The 20,702-nt window shown below is 58.7% G+C and carries 20 protein-coding genes and 1 pseudogene; 10 read left to right on the plus strand and 11 right to left on the minus strand.

Annotated features, from left to right (window positions below):
* The first annotated feature begins 142 nt into the window (after positions 1–142).
* On the plus strand, positions 143–1,267 hold the full coding sequence (locus tag K5R88_RS28705) for a GNAT family N-acetyltransferase (RefSeq protein ID WP_192419522.1): 1,125 nt from the start codon (positions 143–145) through the stop codon (positions 1,265–1,267).
* 15 nt (positions 1,268–1,282) lie between these two features.
* Here the strand turns inward: K5R88_RS28705 and aqpZ are convergent, their stop codons facing one another.
* From aqpZ to K5R88_RS28730, 5 genes and pseudogenes are all read right to left on the minus strand, one after another.
* Complete coding sequence (aqpZ, locus tag K5R88_RS28710; protein ID WP_008029032.1) at positions 1,283–1,978, minus strand: aquaporin Z; 696 nt, start codon at positions 1,976–1,978, stop codon at positions 1,283–1,285.
* Positions 1,979–3,214: 1,236 nt separating this feature from the next.
* Positions 3,215–5,047: an ABC transporter ATP-binding protein gene (locus K5R88_RS28715; RefSeq protein ID WP_226298792.1), complete on the minus strand. Its 1,833-nt coding sequence runs from the start codon at positions 5,045–5,047 to the stop codon at positions 3,215–3,217.
* 90 nt (positions 5,048–5,137) lie between these two features.
* On the minus strand, positions 5,138–5,701 hold the full coding sequence (locus K5R88_RS28720; RefSeq protein WP_008040944.1) for a peptidylprolyl isomerase A: 564 nt from the start codon (positions 5,699–5,701) through the stop codon (positions 5,138–5,140).
* A 3-nt stretch (positions 5,702–5,704) separates the two neighbouring features.
* Positions 5,705–6,510, minus strand: a pseudogene (locus K5R88_RS28725) (alpha/beta fold hydrolase).
* A 14-nt stretch (positions 6,511–6,524) separates the two neighbouring features.
* Positions 6,525–7,448, minus strand: a complete 924-nt coding sequence (locus tag K5R88_RS28730) for a LysR family transcriptional regulator (protein WP_226298794.1) — start codon at positions 7,446–7,448, stop codon at positions 6,525–6,527.
* 49 nt (positions 7,449–7,497) lie between these two features.
* Here K5R88_RS28730 and K5R88_RS28735 point away from each other — a divergent pair, with 49 nt between their 5' ends.
* From K5R88_RS28735 to K5R88_RS28745, 3 genes are all read left to right on the plus strand, one after another.
* Positions 7,498–7,812: a hypothetical protein gene (locus tag K5R88_RS28735; RefSeq protein ID WP_008034289.1), complete on the plus strand. Its 315-nt coding sequence runs from the start codon at positions 7,498–7,500 to the stop codon at positions 7,810–7,812.
* Positions 7,813–8,074: 262 nt separating this feature from the next.
* On the plus strand, positions 8,075–8,674 hold the full coding sequence (locus K5R88_RS28740) for an FMN-dependent NADH-azoreductase (protein ID WP_207286301.1): 600 nt from the start codon (positions 8,075–8,077) through the stop codon (positions 8,672–8,674).
* A gap of 334 nt (positions 8,675–9,008) precedes the next feature.
* Positions 9,009–9,875 carry a carboxylate/amino acid/amine transporter gene (locus K5R88_RS28745; RefSeq protein WP_008040940.1) on the plus strand — a complete coding sequence of 289 codons (867 nt, stop codon included), beginning with the start codon at positions 9,009–9,011 and terminating at the stop codon, positions 9,873–9,875.
* 104 nt (positions 9,876–9,979) lie between these two features.
* On the opposite strand, the gene K5R88_RS28750 is transcribed toward K5R88_RS28745, so the two are convergent.
* Complete coding sequence (locus K5R88_RS28750; RefSeq protein ID WP_008034284.1) at positions 9,980–10,867, minus strand: LysR family transcriptional regulator; 888 nt, start codon at positions 10,865–10,867, stop codon at positions 9,980–9,982.
* A gap of 159 nt (positions 10,868–11,026) precedes the next feature.
* Here K5R88_RS28750 and K5R88_RS28755 point away from each other — a divergent pair, with 159 nt between their 5' ends.
* Positions 11,027–11,671: a hydrolase gene (locus tag K5R88_RS28755; protein ID WP_008040938.1), complete on the plus strand. Its 645-nt coding sequence runs from the start codon at positions 11,027–11,029 to the stop codon at positions 11,669–11,671.
* A 134-nt stretch (positions 11,672–11,805) separates the two neighbouring features.
* Here K5R88_RS28755 and K5R88_RS28760 read toward each other — a convergent pair whose 3' ends face one another.
* The gene (locus K5R88_RS28760; protein ID WP_226298795.1) at positions 11,806–13,104 is read right to left on the minus strand and encodes a mechanosensitive ion channel family protein; all 1,299 of its coding nucleotides are present in this window, start codon (positions 13,102–13,104) and stop codon (positions 11,806–11,808) included.
* Positions 13,105–13,297: 193 nt separating this feature from the next.
* Here K5R88_RS28760 and K5R88_RS28765 point away from each other — a divergent pair, with 193 nt between their 5' ends.
* Positions 13,298–14,644 carry a DEAD/DEAH box helicase gene (locus K5R88_RS28765; protein ID WP_008034278.1) on the plus strand — a complete coding sequence of 449 codons (1,347 nt, stop codon included), beginning with the start codon at positions 13,298–13,300 and terminating at the stop codon, positions 14,642–14,644.
* Between the two features lie 145 nt (positions 14,645–14,789).
* Here K5R88_RS28765 and K5R88_RS28770 read toward each other — a convergent pair whose 3' ends face one another.
* Together K5R88_RS28770 and K5R88_RS28775 are read right to left on the minus strand one after the other, a co-directional pair.
* Positions 14,790–15,065, minus strand: a complete 276-nt coding sequence (locus K5R88_RS28770; RefSeq protein WP_008034277.1) for a hypothetical protein — start codon at positions 15,063–15,065, stop codon at positions 14,790–14,792.
* A 257-nt stretch (positions 15,066–15,322) separates the two neighbouring features.
* Positions 15,323–16,057: a DUF899 domain-containing protein gene (locus tag K5R88_RS28775; RefSeq protein WP_226298796.1), complete on the minus strand. Its 735-nt coding sequence runs from the start codon at positions 16,055–16,057 to the stop codon at positions 15,323–15,325.
* Between the two features lie 177 nt (positions 16,058–16,234).
* Here K5R88_RS28775 and K5R88_RS28780 point away from each other — a divergent pair, with 177 nt between their 5' ends.
* Complete coding sequence (locus K5R88_RS28780; RefSeq protein ID WP_008034272.1) at positions 16,235–16,624, plus strand: hypothetical protein; 390 nt, start codon at positions 16,235–16,237, stop codon at positions 16,622–16,624.
* A gap of 124 nt (positions 16,625–16,748) precedes the next feature.
* On the opposite strand, the gene K5R88_RS28785 is transcribed toward K5R88_RS28780, so the two are convergent.
* Together K5R88_RS28785 and K5R88_RS28790 are read right to left on the minus strand one after the other, a co-directional pair.
* Positions 16,749–17,618: a DUF6279 family lipoprotein gene (locus K5R88_RS28785; protein ID WP_226298797.1), complete on the minus strand. Its 870-nt coding sequence runs from the start codon at positions 17,616–17,618 to the stop codon at positions 16,749–16,751.
* Between the two features lie 275 nt (positions 17,619–17,893).
* Positions 17,894–18,082, minus strand: coding sequence for a hypothetical protein (locus tag K5R88_RS28790; protein WP_028621608.1), 189 nt, complete (start codon positions 18,080–18,082; stop codon positions 17,894–17,896).
* Positions 18,083–18,433: 351 nt separating this feature from the next.
* Here K5R88_RS28790 and K5R88_RS28795 point away from each other — a divergent pair, with 351 nt between their 5' ends.
* The 3 genes from K5R88_RS28795 to K5R88_RS30755 all read left to right on the plus strand — a co-directional run bounded on the left by K5R88_RS28795 (position 18,434) and on the right by K5R88_RS30755 (position 20,680).
* On the plus strand, positions 18,434–19,270 hold the full coding sequence (locus K5R88_RS28795; RefSeq protein ID WP_008034266.1) for a CvfB family protein: 837 nt from the start codon (positions 18,434–18,436) through the stop codon (positions 19,268–19,270).
* Positions 19,271–19,435: 165 nt separating this feature from the next.
* Positions 19,436–20,368, plus strand: a complete 933-nt coding sequence (locus tag K5R88_RS28800) for a DMT family transporter (protein ID WP_223435077.1) — start codon at positions 19,436–19,438, stop codon at positions 20,366–20,368.
* 183 nt (positions 20,369–20,551) lie between these two features.
* Complete coding sequence (locus K5R88_RS30755) at positions 20,552–20,680, plus strand: PA1414 family protein (protein ID WP_007914492.1); 129 nt, start codon at positions 20,552–20,554, stop codon at positions 20,678–20,680.
* Positions 20,681–20,702: the final 22 nt, after the last annotated feature.

Consider the following 20,702-nt stretch of genomic DNA (forward strand, 5'->3'; position numbering starts at 1 on the left):
GCAAAGTGATGGCGGCTCGATGACGATACAAAGTGCGAAGGAACTTTCTATTCCGGGCCCTGTCGGCGGATCACGAGTGTGGATTGCGCCTCGATAGGCGATACTCGCGAGGCTTTTACGCCAAGAAGTGGAGAGGGAAGTGATGCCGCTGCAACGCCTGGAACGACTGTCCGAAATAGCCCCGCACACCTGGGATGCCCTGGTGCCGGATGATCAGCCGTTTCTGCGCCATGCCTTTCTCAGTTCACTGGAGGACAGCGGCAGCGTCGGTCCGCATTCCGGTTGGCAGCCCGAGCATTTGTTGCACATGGACGGGGACCGGTTGATCGCCGCGCTGCCCAGTTACCGCAAATGGCATTCCTATGGCGAGTACGTGTTCGATCACGCCTGGGCCGATGCCTGCGAGCGTGCCGGCATCGACTATTACCCCAAACTGTTGACCGCCGTGCCGTTCAGCCCGGTCAGCGGACCGCGCTTGCTGGCGGCCTCGGTCGAGGACGGTTTCGAACTGCTGAAGAGTTTGCCGGGCTACCTCGAGATCGAAGAACTCTCCAGTGCGCACATCAATTTCACCGATCCGTTCACCGACGCGGCGCTGGCCGAACAACCCGGCTGGCTGCAGCGCATCGGCTGTCAGTACCACTGGCAAAATCGCGGCTATCGGGATTTTCAGGACTTCCTCGACGTCCTCAGTTCGCGCAAGCGCAAGCAGATGCGCAAAGAGCGCGAGCAAGTGGCGGGGCAGGGGTTTGATTTCGAGTGGCTGGAAGGCAAGCAACTGGATCAGGCGCAGTGGGATTTCGTGTACGCCTGTTATGCCAACACCTACGCGGTGCGCCGGCAACGGCCCTATCTGACGCGGGAATTTTTCAGTCTGTTGGCCGAGCGCATGCCGGAATCGATTCGCGTGGTCTTGGCCAAACAGGGCTCACGGCCGGTGGCCATGGCCTTCAGCCTGGTGGGCGGCGACAGTTTTTATGGGCGTTACTGGGGCTGTCTGGCGGAGTTCGATCGTCTGCATTTCGAGACGTGTTTCTATCAAGGGATGGACTACGCAATTGCCAACGGTTTTCAGCGTTTCGATGCCGGTGCTCAGGGTGAGCACAAACTGATTCGCGGGTTTGAACCGGTGATCACCCATTCCTGGCACTACTTGCGCCATCCCGGCTTGAAAGCCGCCGTCAAAGACTTCCTTCATCAGGAGCGTCTCGGCGTCCTGGCCTATGCCGAGGAAGCGAGGACCGCCTTGCCTTACCGACAGGACTGATCCTCCTCCATGGGGTCAAGTGCCTTCCTTGCCCAGCCACCGATACGTCACACCACCGACCACCGCACCCAGCAGCGGCGCGACCCAGAACATCCACAGTTGCGCGATCGCCCAGCCGCCGACAATCAGGGCCGGGCCGGTACTGCGGGCCGGGTTGACCGAAGTGTTGGTGATGGGAATCGAGATCAGGTGGATCAGTGTCAGGGCCAGGCCGATAGCGATCGGTGCCAGCCCGGCCGGCGCACGTTTGTCGGTGGCGCCGAGGATGATCAGCACAAACATCGCCGTCATCACCAGCTCACAGACAAAGCCTGCGGCCATCGAGTATTTGCCGGGGGAGTGTTCGCCGTAGCCGTTGGAGGCCAGGCCGGCGGAGAGGTCGAAGCCTTCCTTGCCGCTGGCGATGTAGTAGATCAACGCGGCGGCGATGATCCCGCCGATGACCTGGGCGATGATGTAGGCGGGTAGTTCCTTGGCGGGGAATCGGCCACCGACTGACAAACCGACCGATACGGCGGGGTTTAGATGGCAACCGGAGATGTGGCCGATGGCGAAGGCCATGGTCAGTACGGTGAGACCAAACGCGATGGCCACACCGAGTACTCCGATCCCAAGCGGAGAAGACGCGGCCAGAACCGCACTGCCGCAACCCCCCAACACCAGCCAGAACGTACCTAACAACTCAGTGACTGAACGTTTGAACAGAGACATGAGAGTGTCCTTGATAGGTTTCCTATCGAGACTGTATCGAGTTATGCATCCTGCAGATTTACGACAGGCTCATCTCCAGAACCTTGGCTGAGTACAGCAGGGTTTTTCTGGAATTCCAGTGGGCTTAGAGCTGTTGGGGGCTGGGGGTTATGGGGGTTATGGGGGGGTGTGGGTTGGGGGCATATCCGTTTCTGCGGTAACGGCGGTTATTGGTTTCGCTCTTACAGCGAGTCACTTTGGAAAAGCCCCAAAGTAACCAAAAGGCTCTTGCCCCTTTCGTTCGGTGCCTCGCTAATGCTCGGCATGCCCTCGCTCCGGTCCTGCTCCGTGGGCCCGCCGCGATCGGCCATCCTTGGCCGTGCGCGGCTAACCCGGCATCCATGCCGGGTTGCCCACTACGCAGAACCTGCGCTCGGCCTCTCGAGGGGGCGACCACCGCCACAGCCGCCGAGGCGGCCTGAAAGCCGACCTGGCTCTTTGGTGCACGCGTTCTCCTTCACTGCTGCGTTCACTCATTCCGGATATGTACACCGATCCCCTGTAGGAGCCGGCTTGCTGGCGATCGCGTCCTTTCAGGCAATAAGTACGTCGACTGACCCACCGCCATCGCCAGCAAGCCGGCTCCTACAGTTGATCGTATTTCTCCAGACAACTATGCATTTCCCTTGTAGGAGCCAGCTTGCTGGCGATCGCGTCCTTTCAGGCAATAAATACGTCGACTGACCCACCGCTATCGCCAGCAAGCCGGCTCCTACAGTTGATCGTATTTCTCCAGACACCTATGCATTTCCCTTGTAGGAGCCAGCTTGCTGGCGATCGCGTCCTTTCAGGCAATAAATACGTCGACTGACCCACCGCCATCGCCGGCAAACCGGCTCCTACAGGGGGCACGTACGCTTTTGATTTCCACCACTCATCAGGCCGAGCGTTAGCTCGCCTTCCGCTTTTGATCTTGAGGTGCCCGCCCCCTCGAGAGGCCGAGCGCAGGTTCTGCGCAGTGGGCAACCCGGCATGGATGCCGGGTTAGCCGCCCCCGGCCATGGATGGCCGATGGCGGCGGGCCCACGGAGCAGGACCGGAGCGAGGGCATGCCGAGCCTTAGCGAGGCACCGAACGAAAGGGGCAAGAGCGCTTGGTTACTTGGCGCTTCTCCAAGTGACTCGCCGTAAGGGCGAAACCCATAGCGGCCGTTACCGCAGCAACGGATATGCCCCCAATCCCAACCCCAATCCCCAATCAATCGATCCCAACAAACCCCCCAGTCTGATGCTGCCACAACCGCGCATACAACCCGCCATGCGCCAGCAACTCAGCATGGGTCCCCGTCTCGGCAATCCTGCCTTTCTCAAGCACCACCAGCCGGTCCATCCGGGCGATGGTCGAGAGCCGGTGAGCAATGGCAATCACGGTTTTACCCTTCATCAGGGTTTCCAGGCTTTCCTGAATCGCCGCTTCGACTTCCGAATCCAGCGCCGAAGTCGCTTCGTCCATGATCAAAATCGGCGCGTCCTTGAGCAGCACGCGGGCAATGGCGATCCGCTGACGCTGACCACCGGAGAGCTTCACCCCACGCTCACCGACATGCGCATCGAAACCGGTGCGTCCCTCGGCGTCCGAGAGCAACGGGATGAACTCGTCGGCCCGGGCCTTGTGCACCGCTTCCCAGAGTTCGGCATCGGTGGCGTCCGGTTTGCCATAGAGCAAATTGTCGCGGATCGAACGGTGCAGCAGCGACGTGTCCTGGGTAATCATGCCGATGCGCTCGCGCAGGCTTTCCTGACCGACTTCGGCAATGTTCTGGCCGTCGATCACGATCCGCCCACCCTGCACGTCATAGAGGCGCAGCAGCAGGTTGACCAGGGTCGATTTACCGGCGCCGGACGGACCGATCAAACCGATTTTTTCACCCGGTTTGATCGTCAGGTTTAGGTCGCCAATGATCCCGCTCTTCTTGCCGTAGTGGAAATCCACGTGCTCGAAACGCACTTCGCCCCGGGCGACGGTCAGCGGTTTGGCCTCCGCACGATCGGTGACGCTGACCGGTTGCGAAATGGTCTGCAAACCGTCCTGAACCATGCCGATGTTTTCGAAAATGCCGGTAACCACCCACATGATCCAGCCGGACATGTTGACGATCCGGATCACCAGGCCGGTGGCCAGTGCAATGGCGCCCACTGTGATCAGCGACTGCGTCCACAGCCACAGCGCCAGGCCCGTGGTGCTGACGATCAGCAAGCCGTTCATGCTGGTGATGACCACGTCCATGCTGGTGACCACGCGGCCAGCCAGTTGGGCTTTTACGGTCTGTTCCTGGATGGCTTCCTTGGCGTATTGCTGTTCGAAATTGGTGTGGGCGAACAGCTTCAGCGTGGTGATGTTGGTATAGCCGTCGACGATCCGGCCCATGAGCTTGGAGCGCGCATCCGAGGACACTACCGAGCGTTCTTTCACCCGTGGCACGAAGTAGCAGAGGGCGCCGATGTAGGCGGCGATCCAGGTCAACAACGGGATCATCAGGCGCCAGTCGGCCTCGGCGAACAGCACCAGCGAACTGATCGCGTAGATCAGCACATGCCACAGCGCGTCCACCGCTTGCACGGCGGAATCGCGCAGCGAGTTGCCGGTCTGCATGATGCGTTGGGCGATGCGCCCGGCGAAGTCGTTCTGGAAGAAATTCAGGCTCTGTTTGAGCACGTAACTGTGGTTTTGCCAGCGGATCATGCTGGTCATGCTCGGGCTCAGGGTCTGGTGCACCAGCAAGTCATGCAGGCCCACGAACACCGGGCGCAGGATCAGTGCCACGACGGCCATCCAGGCCAGTTCGATGCCGTGTTCCTTGAAGAAATTGACGTTCGGCGTGCCTTGGGCCAGGTCGATGATGCGGCTCAGGTAGCTGAACAGCGCCACTTCGATCAATGCACCGAACAGGCCGACGGTCAGCAGGGCGGCGAAACTCGGCCAGACCTGCTTCAGGTAATAGGTATAGAAGGGGAAAACACGGTCGGGCGGAGCCGCCGTCGGGGCGTCACGGAACACGTCAATCAATTGTTCAAAACGGCGATAAAGCATCGGTTCTCCGCCCGCGTGCGGGCTCTCCTTTAAACACTATGAGCGGCGCCGAATACCGGCGGCCGCTCAACATCCCTGTGCCTGTGGATCTTAGTCGATACGTTTGGCCGACTTGATCAGCACCGGGTCGATAGGCACGTTCTGCATGCCTTGTTTGGTAGTGGTTTGCGAATTGACGATGATGTCCACCACGTCCATGCCCTTGACCACTTTGGCGAACACCGCGTAACCGGCGTCGCGACCCGGGTCGAGGAACGCATTGTCGGCGACGTTGATGAAGAACTGGCTGGTGGCCGAATCCGGGTTCGACGTACGCGCCATCGACAAGGTGCCGCGCACGTTATGCAGGCCGTTGCTGGCTTCGTTCTTGATCGGTGCCTTGGTGTCTTTTTGCGCCATCTGCGCAGTGAAACCGCCGCCCTGGGCCATGAAGCCCGGGATCACACGGTGGAAAATCGTGTTGTTGTAGAAGCCGCTGTCGACGTACTCAAGAAAGTTCTTGGTACTGATCGGCGCCTTGACCGGGTCCAGTTCGATTTCGATCTGGCCGTTGGTGGTTTCCAGCAGAACGTGTGGGGCCTTGGCGGGCGTAGCGGCCATCAGGTTGGCGGCAAACAGAACGGTGCCAGCGACGAGGGCGATTTTTTTCAGCATGGGTCAGTGATCCTGAGTGTGGTGGTGTCGACTGCGGTGAGAAACTCGAGCAGGGTTTGGTTGAAGCGTTCGGGTTGATCCAGCGGGGTGGCGTGACGCGAATCGGCGATCACCACCAGCCGCGCATCGGGCAGCAGTTTTACATAGTTCTCTTTCAACGCTACCGGCGTGTAGTCCCGGTCGGCGCTGACAATGAGGGTTGGACAGGACACCCTGGAAAGTCGTTCCTGAACCCCCCAACCAACAATCGCGTCGAAGCTGGCGAGATAAGCATGTTTGTCGTTTTTTGCCCAGCGTTCGGCCATCTTTTGACGCAATTCGGCCTGTTCCGGCTTGGGGAACAGTTTGCCACCAAGGGCCTTGCCGATGGTGCCCAGGCTAAGCGCACGCATCAGGCTCCAGCGCTTGAACCATTGCCAGTAATCGTCGCGGCTGCGCAATTTGACCTCGGGCGCGCTGTTGACGATGCACAGGCTCTTGAGCAATTGGGGCTGATCCACCGCCAGTTGGAAGCCGATCATGCCGCCCATCGACAGTCCCACGTAATGTGTCGGGCCGAGGTTCAGATGTTCGATCAGGGCGATCAGGTCGGCGCTGAACCCGGCGATGGTGTAGCGCTCGCGGGGTTTGTCGGAGCGACCGTGGCCGCGCACATCCGGGACGATCACCCGGTAACGGGCCGCCAATGCCGGGATCTGTTTTTCCCAGTCCAGGGTGCTGGAACCGAGCCCGTGAACCAGCAGCAACGGCGTGCCGTGGCCATACTCCTCATAGTGCAGGTTGCAACCTTCGTGTTCGAAATAGGCCATGCGATCACTCCGTGTCAGGCTTGTTCTGGGGCAGCGAAGGGCGCATCCAGCGGCGCGGTGTCAAAGGTGCGCAGCAGTTCGATGAGGATTTGCGTGGCCGGGCCCAAGGGTTTTTCCTTGTTTGAATACAGGTAGAAACTCGGGTTCCGGCTACCGCCCTGATCCAACGGTAGCAGCTTGAGCGTCCCTTCCTTCAGTTCGCGTTCGATCATGTGCCGCGGCAACCAGGCAAATCCCAGGCCGCTGCTGACAAACGTCGCGGCGGTGGCCAGGCTGCCGACGGTCCAGCGCTGTTCGGCGCCGAGCCAGCCGACGTCGCGTGGCTGTTGACGGCCGGAGTCGCGGATCACCACCTGCATTTGGCCTTCCAGGTCCTGGAAATTCAGCTCACGGTTCAATCGATGCAGGGCGTGCTCGGGGTGGGCGACGGCGACGAATTCGACGTCGCTCAATTCCGCACCCAGATAGCCGGGAATACTGAACCCGGTGATCGCTAGGTCGGCCACGCCTTCGAGCAGGACTTCTTCCACGCCCGACAATACTTCTTCGCGCAGACGCACGCGGCAGCCACGGCTTTGCGGCATGAACGCGGTCAAGGCGCGGACGAGGCGGGCGCTGGGGTAGGCGGCGTCGACCACCAAACGCACTTCCGCTTCCCAGCCTTGTTCCATGTGATGCGCCAGGTCTTCCAGTTGGCTGGCCTGTTTCACCAGTTGCCGCGAGCGACGCAGCAAGACGCCGCCGGCCTCGGTCAGCACCGCCTTGCGGCCGTCGATGCGCAGCAATGGCACGCCGAGTTGATCCTGCATGCGCGCCACGGTGTAGCTGACCGACGATTGCGAGCGATGCAGCGCTTCGGCGGCCTGGGCGAAACCGCCGTGGTCGACCACGGCCTGTAACGTTCGCCATTGATCAAGGGTCACGCGGGGCGCTTTCATCTTGAGCTCCTCTTGTCCTAAGCTGGCGGTCCTTATTGGAGACTGCCGAATGAAAAAATTCTGTTGTGTGGTGCTGGCGATGTTGCCGTTGACTGCGTTTGCCTACCCGATCGACGTACAAAAACAGCTGAACGGCATGGACATCGACTACAACGCGTATGACACGGATACCGACATCGCCTCCATACAGGTCAACAACTTCGGCAGCACCGATGCAGTCTGTAAGGTGGTTTTCAATAACGGTCCGGAAGCGCCGCGCACCCGCAATATCGAAGTGGCGGCCGGCAAGCACAAAAATGCCACTGCCAAGTTCAACCGGACCATCATCAAGATGCGCATCAACCTGACCTGCACCCCGAAATAACACCAACCCCCTTGTAGGAGCGAGCGATGCGGCGATCCGACTTGCCCGCGAAGGCGATGTACCAGTCGACATCAATGTTGAATGACACGGCCCCTTCGCGGGCAAGTCGGATCGCCGCACCGCTCGCTCCTACAGGTCATGCTCAGCTTATAAACGAATTTATTGATGGGTTATAGCAGTTATTTGCGCTTTTTCATCGATATGACTCTGTTTAACCTTCACTCCATCGACTTACAGCATTCTCAGATGGAGGCTACATCCCATGTCCCGCGTTCTGATCATCGAAAGCAGCGCCCGTCAGCAAGACTCGGTTTCGCGTCAACTGACCCAGACCTTCATCAACCAGTGGAAAACCGCTCACCCGAACGACCAGATCACCGTCCGTGACCTGGCTGTCAATCCGGTGCCGCACCTGGACATCAACCTGCTGGGCGGCTGGATGAAACCCGCCGAGCAGCGCAACGACATCGAACAGGCTTCCCTGGAGCGCTCCAATCAGTTGACCGATGAATTGCTGGCCGCCGACGTATTGGTCATGGCCGCACCGATGTACAACTTCGCGATCCCCAGCACGCTGAAAGCCTGGCTCGACCACGTGCTGCGAGCCGGTGTGACCTTCAAATACACCGACACCGGCCCGCAAGGCCTGCTCAGCGGCAAACGCGCTTACGTGCTGACCGCTCGCGGCGGGATCTACGCCGGTAGCACCGCGGATCATCAGGAACCGTACCTGCGTCAGGTCATGGGTTTCATCGGAATCCACGATGTGACCTTCATCCACGCCGAAGGTATGAACCTGGGCGGTGACTTCCAGGAGAAGGGCCTGAACCAGGCCAACGCCAAGCTTTCCCAAGTGGCTTGAGGCTTTAATCGCCAGATAATCGCTGGATGGTCTAGTGACCTGGCGCAACCCTTCAAGCCTGTACGCGCATCGACCTCCCTTTGCACTTGTTGCTCCTGAGTGCTGTAGCCCGATTGAACGCTTTAGCGAGATCGGGCTTTTTTTTGCCTGCGATTTGGTGGTTTGCCACAAACCTGTAGGAGCGAAGCTTGCTCGCGAAGACGGTGTCACAGTCAACAGAGATAGCGGCTGACACACCGTCTTCGCGAGCAAGCTTCGCTCCTACAGGGGCCTGCGTGTCTCGCGATCGTCGGCAAAACCCGCTATCGTCGCCGCCATTCAAAACGAGGCGAGCATGGGCTATCTACTTTTTGTCACGCTGATCCAGGCGTTTTCCTTCAGTCTGATCGGCGAATACCTGGCCGGTCATGTCGACAGTTACTTCGCGGTGCTGGTGCGCGTGCTGCTGGCGGGGCTGGTGTTTATTCCGTTGACGCGCTGGCGCTCGGTGGAGCCTGCGTTCATGCGCGGCATGCTGCTGATCGGTGCGTTGCAGTTCGGCGTGACTTACGTCTGCCTGTACCTGAGCTTCCGGGTGCTGACGGTGCCGGAAGTGTTGCTGTTCACCATCCTCACACCGCTGCATGTGACGCTGATCGAAGACGCGCTGAACCGACGCTTCAATCCTTGGGCCTTGGTCGCGGCGCTGGTGGCGGTGCTCGGCGCGGCGGTGATTCGCTACGACCGGATCAACCCGGATTTCTTCATGGGGTTCCTGCTGCTGCAACTGGCCAACTTCACCTACGCCGCCGGGCAGGTGCTTTATAAGCATCTGGTGGCGCGTCATCCAAGCGATCTGCCGCATTACCGGCGCTTCGGTTATTTCTATCTCGGCGCATTGGCGGTGGCGTTACCGGCGTTTCTGTTGTTCGGTAAACAGAACTTCCTGCCCGAAGCACCGCTGCAATGGGGCGTGCTGGTGTTCCTCGGCCTGGTCTCGACCGCGCTGGGGTTGTACTGGTGGAACAAGGGCGCGTGCCTGGTGAATGGCGGGACGCTGGCGGTGATGAACAACCTGCATGTGCCGGTGGGGTTGCTGATCAATCTGCTGATCTGGAATCAGCATGAAGAGCTGGGGCGGTTGTTCTTTGGCGGGTCGGTGATTTTGATGGCGGTGTGGATCAGCAGACTGGGTGTACGAAAGTCGTTGGCAATCACCTGACTCCTGTAGGAGCCGGCTTGCTGGCGATCGCGGTGTGACAGGCAACAGGTATGTTGACTGACACTCCGCCTTCGCGGGCAAGCCTCGCTCCTACAAGGGATGTGTTATTTCTCTGCCAGTTGCGCCACCAGAAACTCGATGAACGTCCGGGTCTTCTGCGGTACCCGGCGTGCCGATGGATAGACCGCGTTAATCGTGATCGCAGGCGCCTGCCATTCACACATCACCGGTACCAACCGGCCAGCCGCCAGCGCATCCTCGACAATGAAATTGGGCAACAGCGCGATGCCCATGCCGGCCTCGGCAGCCTGGGCGAGCAAGTCGCCATTGTTGGCGTGCAGCGGGCCCGTGACGTTGACCCGTTGGGTTTCCTTGCCGTTGCACAGCTGCAAACTCACGCCACTTTGCAAATACCCGTAGTTCAAACATTGATGGGCGCGCAGATCCTGTGGCGTCTGCGGAGTGCCTGCGCGTTCGAGATACGCAGGTGAGGCGACCATGATTCGCGGGGCGGGCGCCAGTTGCCGGGCAATCATCGTCGAGTCCGGCATGCTGGCGATGCGGATGGTCACGTCGAAACCACCGCGAACCGGGTCAACCTGCTGATCGCTGAGCACCAGTTGCAGCTCTATGTTCGGGTGTTGTTCATGAAACAGCGGAATCAGCGGCCCCAGCCGGCGCAACCCGAAGGACATCGGCGCATTGACCCGCAGCACCCCGCGTAACTCGCCGATGCCGTTACGGGCACGCTGTTCGGCCTCGTCCAGCGAGGCCAGCACTTCCCGCGCCGCGTCGAAATACTCCGCGCCAGCCTCGGTCAGGTGCAGGCTGCGCGTGGTGCGCTGCAGCAGTTGCACACCGATGGCTTCCTCCAGCGCCTGAATCTGTTTGCTGACTTTTGATCGCGGCACATCCATTGCCCGTGCAGCGGCGGCGAAGCCGTTCTCGCCGACCGTGACGACGAACGCGCGCATGCATTCGATGCGATCCATGATTGTCCCTATTTTAGAATCAATGATTCTCGATTTTAGGTAATTGTCCCTTTCCTTGCTAGCCCCTAAAGTGACATCCAAGCCGACGACAAAGCCTCTGGAAGCCACGTCGACTAACCCATTACTGATTTGAACTATCGACATCAAAAGGAACGCGCCATGTCTATTCGTGAACTGCTCAACCCAACCAACTCCGCTCTGATCCTGATTGACCACCAGCCGCAAATGGCTTTCGGCGTGCAGTCGATCGACCGTCAGACCCTGAAGAACAACACCGTCGGCCTGGCCAAGGCCGCCAAGATCTTCAACGTGCCGACGATCTACACCTCGGTGGAAACCGAAAGTTTCAGCGGCTTCATCTGGCCGGAGTTGCTGGCTGTTCACCCAGAGCAGAAGCCGATCGAGCGCACCTCGATGAACTCCTGGGAAGACAAGGCGCTGGTTGACGCGGTGAAAGCCACCGGCCGCAAGAAGCTGATCATCGCTGCGCTCTGGACTGAAGTCTGCCTGACCTTCCCGGCGCTGGAAGCCCTGGCTGAAGGCTACGAGGTGTACATCGTGACCGACGCGTCTGGCGGCACAACCAAAGAAGCTCACGACATGTCGGTGCAGCGGATGATTCAGGCAGGCGCGGTGCCGGTCACTTGGCAACAAGTGCTGCTGGAATACCAGCGTGACTGGGCACACAAAGACACTTACGAGGCGGTAATGGAACTGGTGCTGGAACACAGCGGCGCGTATGGCATGGGTGTGGATTACGCCTACACCATGGTGCACAAGGCGCCGCAGCGTCAGGTCAAATAACACCGGTGTTGCTAAATCAACTCTGCAACCTGTAGGAGCGAGGCTTGCCCGCGAAGGCGGTGCGTCTATCGACATTAATGTTGACTGACACACCGCCTTCGCGGGCAAGCCTCGCTCCTACAAGGGTTTGGGGGTTACATGATGTGTTTTTCGGGTTCGGGGATGTGGCTTGCGCCAAGCATCGCCGGGAGCAACCCGGCCCGCAGATCCCCGCCACTCGGCTGCTGATAAAGGCTCAAGCCAAACTCCGGCAGCACCGCCAGCAGATAATCGAAAATATCCCCCTGAATCCGCTCGTAATCCGCCCACGCCGTGGTGCGGGTGAAGCAATAGATTTCCAGCGGAATCCCCTGCGCCGTGGTCTGCATCTGCCGCACCATGCAGGTCATGTTCGGCTGGACCTCCGGATGGCTTTTCAAATACGCCAGCGCGTAGGCGCGGAAGGTGCCGATGTTGGTCATCCGCCGACGGTTGGCCGACATTGCCGCGACGTTGCCCTGAGCTTCGTTCCAGGCCTTGAGTTCAGCCTGCTTGCGGCTGATGTAGTCGGTCAGCAGGTGCACCTGGGACAGCTTTTGCTCTTCGTCATCACGGATGAATCGCACGCCGCTGGCGTCGATGAACAGGCTGCGCTTGATCCGTCGTCCACCGGACTGCTGCATGCCGCGCCAGTTCTTGAACGACTCGGACATCAGGCGCCAGGTCGGAATCGAAACGATGGTCTTGTCGAAGTTCTGCACCTTGACCGTGTGCAGCGTGATGTCCACCACATCGCCATCGGCGCCGACTTGCGGCATCTCGATCCAGTCGCCGACCCGCAGCATGTCGTTGCTGGTCAACTGCACGCTGGCGACAAACGACAACAACGTGTCCTTGTAGACCAACAGAATCACCGCCGACATGGCGCCCAGACCCGACAGCAGCAACAGCGGCGAACGGTCGATCAACGTGGCGACGATGATGATCGCGCCAAATACGTACAACACCATTTTCGCCAGTTGCACGTAGCCTTTGATCGAGCGGGTGCGGGCGTGTTCGGTGCGGGCGTAGATGTCCAGTAACGCATTGAGCAGGGCGCTGATCGCCAGCACCAGGAACAGAATGGTGAAGGCCAGTGCGACGTTGCCGAGGAAAATCAGGCTGGTTTTGCTCAACTCCGGCACCAGGTGCAGGCCGAACTGGATCACCAGCGACGGCGTCATCTGCGCCAGGCGATGAAACACCTTGTTCTGGCGAAAGTCGTTGACCCAGTGCAACGCCGGTTGGCGGCCGAGCATTTTGGTCGCGTGCAGGATCAGGTAACGCGCCACTCGTCCGAGGGTCAGCGCCACCACCAGCAACAGAAGCAGCCCGAGGCCGGAATGCAGGAGCGGATGCTGATCGAGAGCACCCCAGATGTCTTGGACGTTGAGCCAGAGCTGTTTGATATCCATGGGTAAAACCGTTTCTTCTATTGTCCGTGTCGGACCGATTAGAGCATTTAAGACGCTTTGCATGACGTTTAAGGACAAAAGAGGCAACAAAAAAGCCACTGTTTACGGTCGATTGCATAAAGAAACTCGGCCTTCGCGCTCGAAACCGTTACCCTATGCAGCTGTTTTTTTGTATTTCTTCGAGGTAGCACCCGTGTTTTCCCAATTCGCCCTGCACGAACGCCTGCTCAAAGCCGTGGCCGAGCTTAAATTTGTCGAGCCAACGCCTGTGCAAGCAGCGGCTATTCCGCTGGCGCTCCAAGGGCGTGACCTGCGGGTGACAGCGCAAACCGGTAGCGGCAAAACCGCTGCTTTCGTTTTGCCGATCCTCAACCGTCTGATCGGCCCGGCGAAAATCCGCGTCAGCATCAAGACCCTGATCCTGCTGCCGACCCGCGAGCTGGCCCAGCAGACCATCAAGGAAGTCGAGCGCTTTGCGCAATTCACCTTCATCAAGTCCGGCCTGATCACCGGCGGTGAAGACTTCAAGGTCCAGGCCGCCATGCTGCGCAAGGTGCCGGACATCCTGATCGGTACGCCGGGCCGGATGATCGAGCAACTGAACGCCGGCAACCTCGACCTGAAAGAAGTCGAAGTACTGGTGCTCGACGAAGCCGACCGCATGCTCGACATGGGCTTTGCCGAAGACGTGCAGCGTCTGGTGGACGAGTGCACCAATCGCCAGCAGACCATGCTGTTCTCCGCCACCACTGGCGGTTCGGGCCTGCGCGAGATGGTTGCCAAGGTTCTGAACAACCCGGAACACCTGCAGCTGAACAACGTCAGCGACCTGAATGCGACCACTCGTCAGCAGATCATCACCGCTGACCACAACCAGCACAAAGAGCAGATCGTGAACTGGCTGCTGGCCAACGAGACCTATCAGAAGGCCATCGTGTTCACCAACACCCGGGCCATGGCCGACCGTATCTACGGCCGCCTGGTGGCGCAGGAATACAAAGCGTTCGTCCTGCACGGTGACAAGGACCAGAAAGACCGCAAGCTGGCGATCGATCGCCTGAAGCAAGGCGGCGTGAAAATCCTCGTGGCCACCGACGTTGCCGCTCGCGGCCTGGACGTTGACGGCCTGGACCTGGTGATCAACTTCGACATGCCGCGCAGCGGCGACGAATACGTTCACCGCATCGGTCGTACCGGTCGTGCCGGCAACGATGGCCTGGCCATCTCGCTGATCTGCCACGGCGACTGGAACCTGATGTCGAGCATCGAGCGCTACCTCAAGCAGAGCTTCGAGCGCCGCACCATCAAGGAAGTCAAAGGCACCTACGGCGGACCGAAAAAGGTCAAGGCCTCGGGCAAAGCGGTTGGCGTGAAGAAGAAAAAGGTCGACGCCAAGGGCGAGAAGAAGAAAACCGGCGCCAAGGCACCGACCAAGCGCAAAATCGCCAACCGCCCGAAGACCGACGCCCTGTCGCTGGTCAGCAAGGACGGCATGGCCCCGCTCAAGCGCCGCAAGCCGGAAGCCCCGGCTGCTGAGTAAAGCGCCGTAGCGATCTCATAAAAAAACCGGACAAATGTCCGGTTTTTTTTATAACGCGATCCCCTGTAGGAGCCGGCTTGCCGGCGATGCGATCTAACAGATACACCGCGGTGCAGCCATCGCCAGCAAGCTGGCTCCTACAAGGTTAGCTCTCAGCTTTTTTATCCGCTGTTTCCAACTCCTTCATGCGCTGATCGATCAACTGGCACTTGTCCGGCAGATCCGCGCTGGCCGTGCCCAAATCCATTTTCTGTAACTCGTCGTTGATCTCCTTGGCCTTCTTCGGATTCTGCTCGGTGAGTTTGGCCACTTCCTTGGCCAGTTGTTCGCGTTTGGTGGTGGCTTCCTCGGGTGTGCAGGCCCAAACGGGCAGGGCGCACGCGAGGGTGGCGGCGAGGGTGAGTTTAAGCAGGGTTTTCATATGGCGGGCCTCAGTTCCGGTTAAGGCGGGTTATCCGGTTGAGGGTTGAGATCAGGGGAAAGTTCAGCGTATCGGCTTCTTTTGTTCGAGTGACAAGCTGAAAGCCAATCGCTGGCGATAGCGGTGTGTCAATTGCATCGGCGTTGATTGTAAGTAAGCATCGCGAGCAAGCTTGCTCCTACAGGAATTGCGGTGTTCACGGACATTGTGTCCGGCCCTGACCGCTGAGGGAGCAAGCTGGTTCGCGAAGGTGTGGTCTACCCCCCATGGCAGCAGCTCGAACTCACCTTGTCTTCATACCTGTCGTGATGCCGTACCCATTCCATGATCTGCTCTTCGTTACGCCCCTTGGGTGTCAGGTCGAGGTAGTTATAGGCGCCGACCAGCATGTCCAGGCCACGGGCATAAGTTGAATAGGTGTGAAAAATCTCGCCTGCTTCGTTGCGATAAAACACGCTGAGGCCTGGGAGTTCTTCTTCGGCGCCGTCAGTTTTTTCGTAGTTGTAGGTGGCCTTTCCAGCAGCAACATCTTCAGCTCGGGCCGAGACGCCAAAGTCATAGTTAAAGTCGCAACCTTCTGACGACACCCAATCGAATTTCCAGCCCATGCGTCGCTTGAACGCCTGGAATTCAGCGAACGGGGCGTGGGAAACCGCCACCACCGCCACGTCGTGATGCGCCAGATGCTGGTTGGCACCGTCGATGTGGTCGGACAGGAATGAGCAACCGGGGCAGCCTTCGTCCCAACCGTCGGCAAACATGAAGTGGTAGATGACCAGTTGGCTGCGACCGCTGAACAGGTCGGCCAGCTTCAATTCACCATTGGGGCCCTGGAAGTGATAGTCCTTGTCGATTTTCACCCAGGGCAGGGCGCGGCGTTCGGCGCTGAGTTTGTCCCGTTCCCGGGTGAAGGCTTTTTCGTGGGCCAGGTGTTGTTTGCGGGCGGCGAGCCATTCTTCTCGCGACACGACCGGATGGTTCTGAACGTTCATCGGGTTTTCTCCTGCGCAATGCTGGGCGGTGACTGACACAACCTTGTCGTTTGACCTATGCCAAATTCGACATACCGCCGGTCAGCGCCGTTAAAGAACTGCGCTGAACGGCGGCGAGCGCTGTCGGTCACAAGCTATGAAGGCCATCACACTCACAGGTTTTGGAGGTTGGACAGGATGACGACTTATAACTGGGATTTGATTGAACGCCTGCTGCACGAAGTGCAGAACGCAGCACCCAGCTTCACGCCACGGCCCTATGCCGAACAGTACGCGGCGGAAAAAGCCACGGAGGGCGAAGAGACTGAGAACCTGGATCACCTGAAAGCGGTGGCCGGCGAGTATGAAAAGTTACTGTTGGCGCGTGGCTACATCGAGCCTCGACCTGAAGAGCAGGGCGGAACCGGTTCGAATTACAGGCTGACGATGCGGGGTTCAAGGTTGTTGAGCCTGATCGACAGCAGCATTCCGGGCAATGATCATCCGCGGCAGGTGCTGGATGAGCAGGACGATGCGCTGGATGAGGTGACGTTTGATGAGGTGGCGTCCCACGCGCAGATTGCCTGAAGAACTTCGATTACCAATGTGGGAGCGAGCCTGCTCGCGATGGCGGTGTGTCAGTCGACATCCATGTTGTCTGAAACACCGCCATCGCGAGCAGGCTCGCTCCCACATTGTTTTTGTGTTGTTCTTAGCTCTGTTGTGCTGCCTTAAGGCACTTCAAGTCGTTGAAGTCTTTGCGCACTCCTTCGATTTTTTTCAGCAGCCGCTGGCGTTGAGCCGGTGTGCTTTCGGCCATCAAATCCACAAACAGGCTTCGTGCCTGTGCTTCGGTGTTGGCGTAGGCCTTGCGGTAATCGGCTGTCCATAAGCTCTCGCGATTCACCAGAAGCGTCTCGATGCGCTGTGGGAATCCTGGACTTTGGCGCTGCGCAACCGCCGCGCTGAACTGTTTCTGCCAATGCACGCGGTTGGCAATCCATTGCGTGTTCTGGTCGCCCAACGCATTTGACCAGTCAACGACCCGTTGTTGTTGGGGCGGGCTCAGCGGCCCGATCCAGCCGTCCAGACGTTTTTCCATGCGCTGGCTACGTTCCTTGACCTGCTGAATGAGCGACGGTTTTACGTAGTCCTGCTGGCGTTTGCGCTGGTCTTTGGCAAAGGCTTCGTTCATTTCCGCGACTTGTTTGTCGTCCAGCCCCTGCAACAGCTCGATGGCCGACGGGGTGATTTCCCGGGCGGTCTGGGCGATGGCTTGTTTGGCTTCCTGGGTGCGGGATTGCAGCGCGGCGTCGGTGACCTGATTGGTTTCGACCATCACCTGCAAACGGTCCAGCCAGTCGAGATAGCCTGGCAGTTGCGTGGTGCAGTGCCAGCTCAGGTGTTCCTTGAGGCGCTCGTTGAACCAGCCTTTTTGCTCGCCGTTCATGTCCAGGTAATCGCTGAGCGTCCACGGGATGATCACGTCGAGGTTGCGATAGGCCAGACCCATGCGGCTGCAGGCACCGAGGGCAAGACTGAGAGTGATGACGACAGCGAGACACTTCAACCAGCGCGACATGGGCGAGTCCTTGCGAAAGCGTAGGTTCTCATGTGATCGCAGGATGAGCCTGCCAGTTCAGCCAATCAATAAAACGCGCGTTCAGCCTTGAGGGTGACCAGGCCATCGCACTGACTGTTGTGCCCGGAATAGGCGGAGCTACCGGCGAATGCTCGGCATCGAGGGCCGTTCGTCGATTTTTGAAATATTGATGGGGTTTGGCGGGGTGTTGCGGGGAGGGTTCCAGTCCAAGCGCTTCGAAGCTCAAAGCGCTTAGGGACCAGGTAACGCGGGTGTTATTTTTTGCCCAAGGTAATCTGCTTGGACGGGCCGAACGTCTGGCCGCTGACGCCTTTGGCAATTTGCTGGATCTCGCCGCCGGATTTGAGGAACGCAGCAATCTGATTGTTGATCGATTCGCTGGTTTCAACGGCTGGAGCTGGCTTTGCTTTGCTGGTGGATGCTTTTACGCGCATGGCGGCCATTAACCTGTAGAAAATTAACTTGGCCACGCATCGTACAGGAAATACTTGACAATTGCTTGGCAAATATCCCCCTGAAATACACATCACAAAAGCGCTATTAATCGCAAGTTATTATTCGAGTTATGTCCCTAAGCTGCTGTTTTAAATAAGAACATCGGTAGGGAAGAATGGATTTTTACCTGGCTGGAAGGGCGATGAATCGACAGGTCGGCCTGACGAGCGGCCAGACCCGCCTGTCAAACCCCAGGAAAATTAAGGCCCCCAGAGGATTTTCTCGCGCCACCGGGCCGGGCGCCGAACGCGGCCTGCAAAAACGGGTAGAATGCCGCCCACGCAATGAGGGTATTGGAAATGGCTTTAGTCGGGCGTTACAACAGTTTGCAAGTGGTTAAACACACTAACTTCGGTTTATATCTGGACGGTGGTGCGGACGGCGAAATCCTTCTGCCTAATCGTTATATTCCCAAAGATATTCCCAGCGAAGATGAAGACTGGCTCAACGTTTTTATTTATCTGGACAGCGATGACAAACTCATCGCAACTACCGAAAAGCCGAAAGTTCAGGTCGGTGAATTCGCCAGTTTGAAAGTCGTTGAAGTCAACAGCATCGGTGTCTTCCTGGATTGGGGCTTGCCGAAGGATCTGTTGCTGCCGTTTTCCGAAGAAAAGCGTCAGATGACCGCGGGCGAGTACGTCGTGGTGCATGTCTACCTCGACAAGCACACCCGTCGTATCACCGCGACCGCGCGTCTGGACCGTTACCTGGACAAGACCCCGGCCAACTACACCCCTGGCCAGGAAGTTGATCTGCTGGTTGCCGAAGCCACCGATATGGGCTTCAAGGCAATCATCAACAACAAGCACTGGGGCTTGATCCACAAGAACGAAATCTTCAAGTTCATGCGCGCCGGTAAAGAAGAGAAGGGCTTCATCAAAGAAGTCCGTGCCGACGGCAAGATCAGCCTGAGCCTGCAACCAGTGGGCGAAGAAGCCGCCACCAGCCTGAACTCGAAGATCCTCGCCAAGTTGCGCGACAACAACGGCGCGCTGCCGGTGAGCGACAAGAGCGATCCGGCGGTGATCACCAGCATGTTCGGTGTCAGCAAGGGCAACTTCAAGAAGGCTATCGGCGCGTTGTACAAGAATGGCCAGATCGTCATTCATGCCGATCGCATTGAACTGAAGTGACGTCGCGCAAGATGGCGTCCGTGGTGACTTGAAGGTCTCCCACAGGCTACTTTTTCTGGCCATCTGGTTAATAATCGACAGCATAAATATTTGCCCCGACCTTGAGTCGGGGCTTTGCTTTCTACTGTGAGTCACTGCCATGGATTGTATTGTCGAGGTGTTCCGGTGAGCGCCAGCCGGCGTAGCGCCGATGGGTTTGCCCTGCAAGTGATGGTCGGGTTGTGCCTGATCTGGGGCGTACAGCAAGTCATGATCAAGTGGGCGGCGCCGGACATCGCGCCAGTCATGCAGGCGGCCGGTCGGTCAGGCATTTCTGCGTTGCTTGTAGGATTGCTGATCTGCTGGAAGGGCGGTTGGGATCAGGTCAGCCATACGTGGCGCGGTGGATTACTGGCCGGCGCGCTGTTTGGACTGGAATTTTTCTTCATTTCCGAAGGCTTGCAGCTGACCACGGCCGCACACATGTCGGTGTTCCTTTACACCGCGCCGATCTTCACCGCGCTGGGTGTGCACTGGCTGTTGCCGAGTGAGCGTTTAAGACCGGTGCAATGGTTGGGGATTTTTCTGGCGTTTGTCGGGATTGCCATCGCGTTTGCCGGTGGGGTGTCCTGGGACAACCTCGATCACCGCATGTTGATGGGCGATGCACTGGGCGTATTGGCCGGTGCCTCCTGGGGGGCGACCACGGTCGTGGTGCGGGCCTCGCGCCTGTCGGAAGCGCCGGTGACGCTCACGTTGTTCTATCAATTGATTGTCGGTTTCGTCGGCCTGCTGCTGATCGCGATGCTCAGCGGCCAGGTTACCCACGTCAGTCTGACCACCGTGGCCGTGGCCAGCGTGTTGTTCCAGGGGCTGGTGGTCTCGTTTTTCAGTTACCTGACGTGGTTTTGGCTGTTGCGCCGGTATCTGGCGGCGAACCTCGCGGTGTTTTCGTTCATGACGCCGTTGTTCGGTGTCACGTTCGGCGTGGTGTTGCTGGGTGAGGCGCTGAGTCTCAACTTTGTCATCGGTGCCGTGCTGGTGCTGCTCGGCATTACGTTTGTCAGCGCTGAGCAGTGGGTGCGCCGTCGTTTGCGCAAAGCCCTTGGCCAGCAGTGACCGGTCAACCCAGGGTGTCGATCCAGGCCCAGGCGATTGCCTGAGCTAATGGTCAGGTATTTTGATCAATTCAGTAACAGATCATTGCGGATTTTGCCGAGCATTTCGTAGGACTTCGGACTATTATCAGTGCGAAGGGGCTACAGAATTTCAGCCGCTCGGCACTACCCTGAAGGGGGCACCATGAAAGAGAAAATTCAAAACTGGCTGCATGACCTGGGTGTCGCACTCGGTTTGATCGAACCGCCTCTGCAACCTGTGCCTATTCGCACTGACGATGAACAGCGTCGACGCCAGCAGCGTCGTCGGTAACGTCAAGGTCTGGAACACCGCA

Source organism: Pseudomonas sp. MM213 (assembly GCF_020423045.1).
GTDB classification, from domain to species: domain Bacteria; phylum Pseudomonadota; class Gammaproteobacteria; order Pseudomonadales; family Pseudomonadaceae; genus Aquipseudomonas; species Aquipseudomonas migulae.

What these genes read in the sequence shown, in the direction of transcription:
- K5R88_RS28720 (WP_008040944.1), bottom strand. Translation starts at nt 5,701, where the DNA reads ATGCTGAAAAAAATCGCCCTCGTCGCTGGCACCGTTCTGTTTGCCGCC.
- K5R88_RS28770 (WP_008034277.1), bottom strand. Translation starts at nt 15,065, where the DNA reads ATGAAAACCCTGCTTAAACTCACCCTCGCCGCCACCCTCGCGTGCGCC.
- K5R88_RS28755 (WP_008040938.1), top strand. Translation starts at nt 11,027, where the DNA reads ATGTCTATTCGTGAACTGCTCAACCCAACCAACTCCGCTCTGATCCTG.
- K5R88_RS28785 (WP_226298797.1), bottom strand. Translation starts at nt 17,618, where the DNA reads ATGTCGCGCTGGTTGAAGTGTCTCGCTGTCGTCATCACTCTCAGTCTT.
- K5R88_RS28715 (WP_226298792.1), bottom strand. Translation starts at nt 5,047, where the DNA reads ATGCTTTATCGCCGTTTTGAACAATTGATTGACGTGTTCCGTGACGCC.
- K5R88_RS28775 (WP_226298796.1), bottom strand. Translation starts at nt 16,057, where the DNA reads ATGAACGTTCAGAACCATCCGGTCGTGTCGCGAGAAGAATGGCTCGCC.
- aqpZ (WP_008029032.1), bottom strand. Translation starts at nt 1,978, where the DNA reads ATGTCTCTGTTCAAACGTTCAGTCACTGAGTTGTTAGGTACGTTCTGG.
- K5R88_RS28780 (WP_008034272.1), top strand. Translation starts at nt 16,235, where the DNA reads ATGACGACTTATAACTGGGATTTGATTGAACGCCTGCTGCACGAAGTG.
- K5R88_RS28745 (WP_008040940.1), top strand. Translation starts at nt 9,009, where the DNA reads ATGGGCTATCTACTTTTTGTCACGCTGATCCAGGCGTTTTCCTTCAGT.
- K5R88_RS28735 (WP_008034289.1), top strand. Translation starts at nt 7,498, where the DNA reads ATGAAAAAATTCTGTTGTGTGGTGCTGGCGATGTTGCCGTTGACTGCG.
- K5R88_RS28790 (WP_028621608.1), bottom strand. Translation starts at nt 18,082, where the DNA reads ATGGCCGCCATGCGCGTAAAAGCATCCACCAGCAAAGCAAAGCCAGCT.
- K5R88_RS30755 (WP_007914492.1), top strand. Translation starts at nt 20,552, where the DNA reads ATGAAAGAGAAAATTCAAAACTGGCTGCATGACCTGGGTGTCGCACTC.
- K5R88_RS28740 (WP_207286301.1), top strand. Translation starts at nt 8,075, where the DNA reads ATGTCCCGCGTTCTGATCATCGAAAGCAGCGCCCGTCAGCAAGACTCG.
- K5R88_RS28795 (WP_008034266.1), top strand. Translation starts at nt 18,434, where the DNA reads ATGGCTTTAGTCGGGCGTTACAACAGTTTGCAAGTGGTTAAACACACT.
- K5R88_RS28760 (WP_226298795.1), bottom strand. Translation starts at nt 13,104, where the DNA reads ATGGATATCAAACAGCTCTGGCTCAACGTCCAAGACATCTGGGGTGCT.
- K5R88_RS28730 (WP_226298794.1), bottom strand. Translation starts at nt 7,448, where the DNA reads ATGAAAGCGCCCCGCGTGACCCTTGATCAATGGCGAACGTTACAGGCC.
- K5R88_RS28705 (WP_192419522.1), top strand. Translation starts at nt 143, where the DNA reads ATGCCGCTGCAACGCCTGGAACGACTGTCCGAAATAGCCCCGCACACC.
- K5R88_RS28750 (WP_008034284.1), bottom strand. Translation starts at nt 10,867, where the DNA reads ATGGATCGCATCGAATGCATGCGCGCGTTCGTCGTCACGGTCGGCGAG.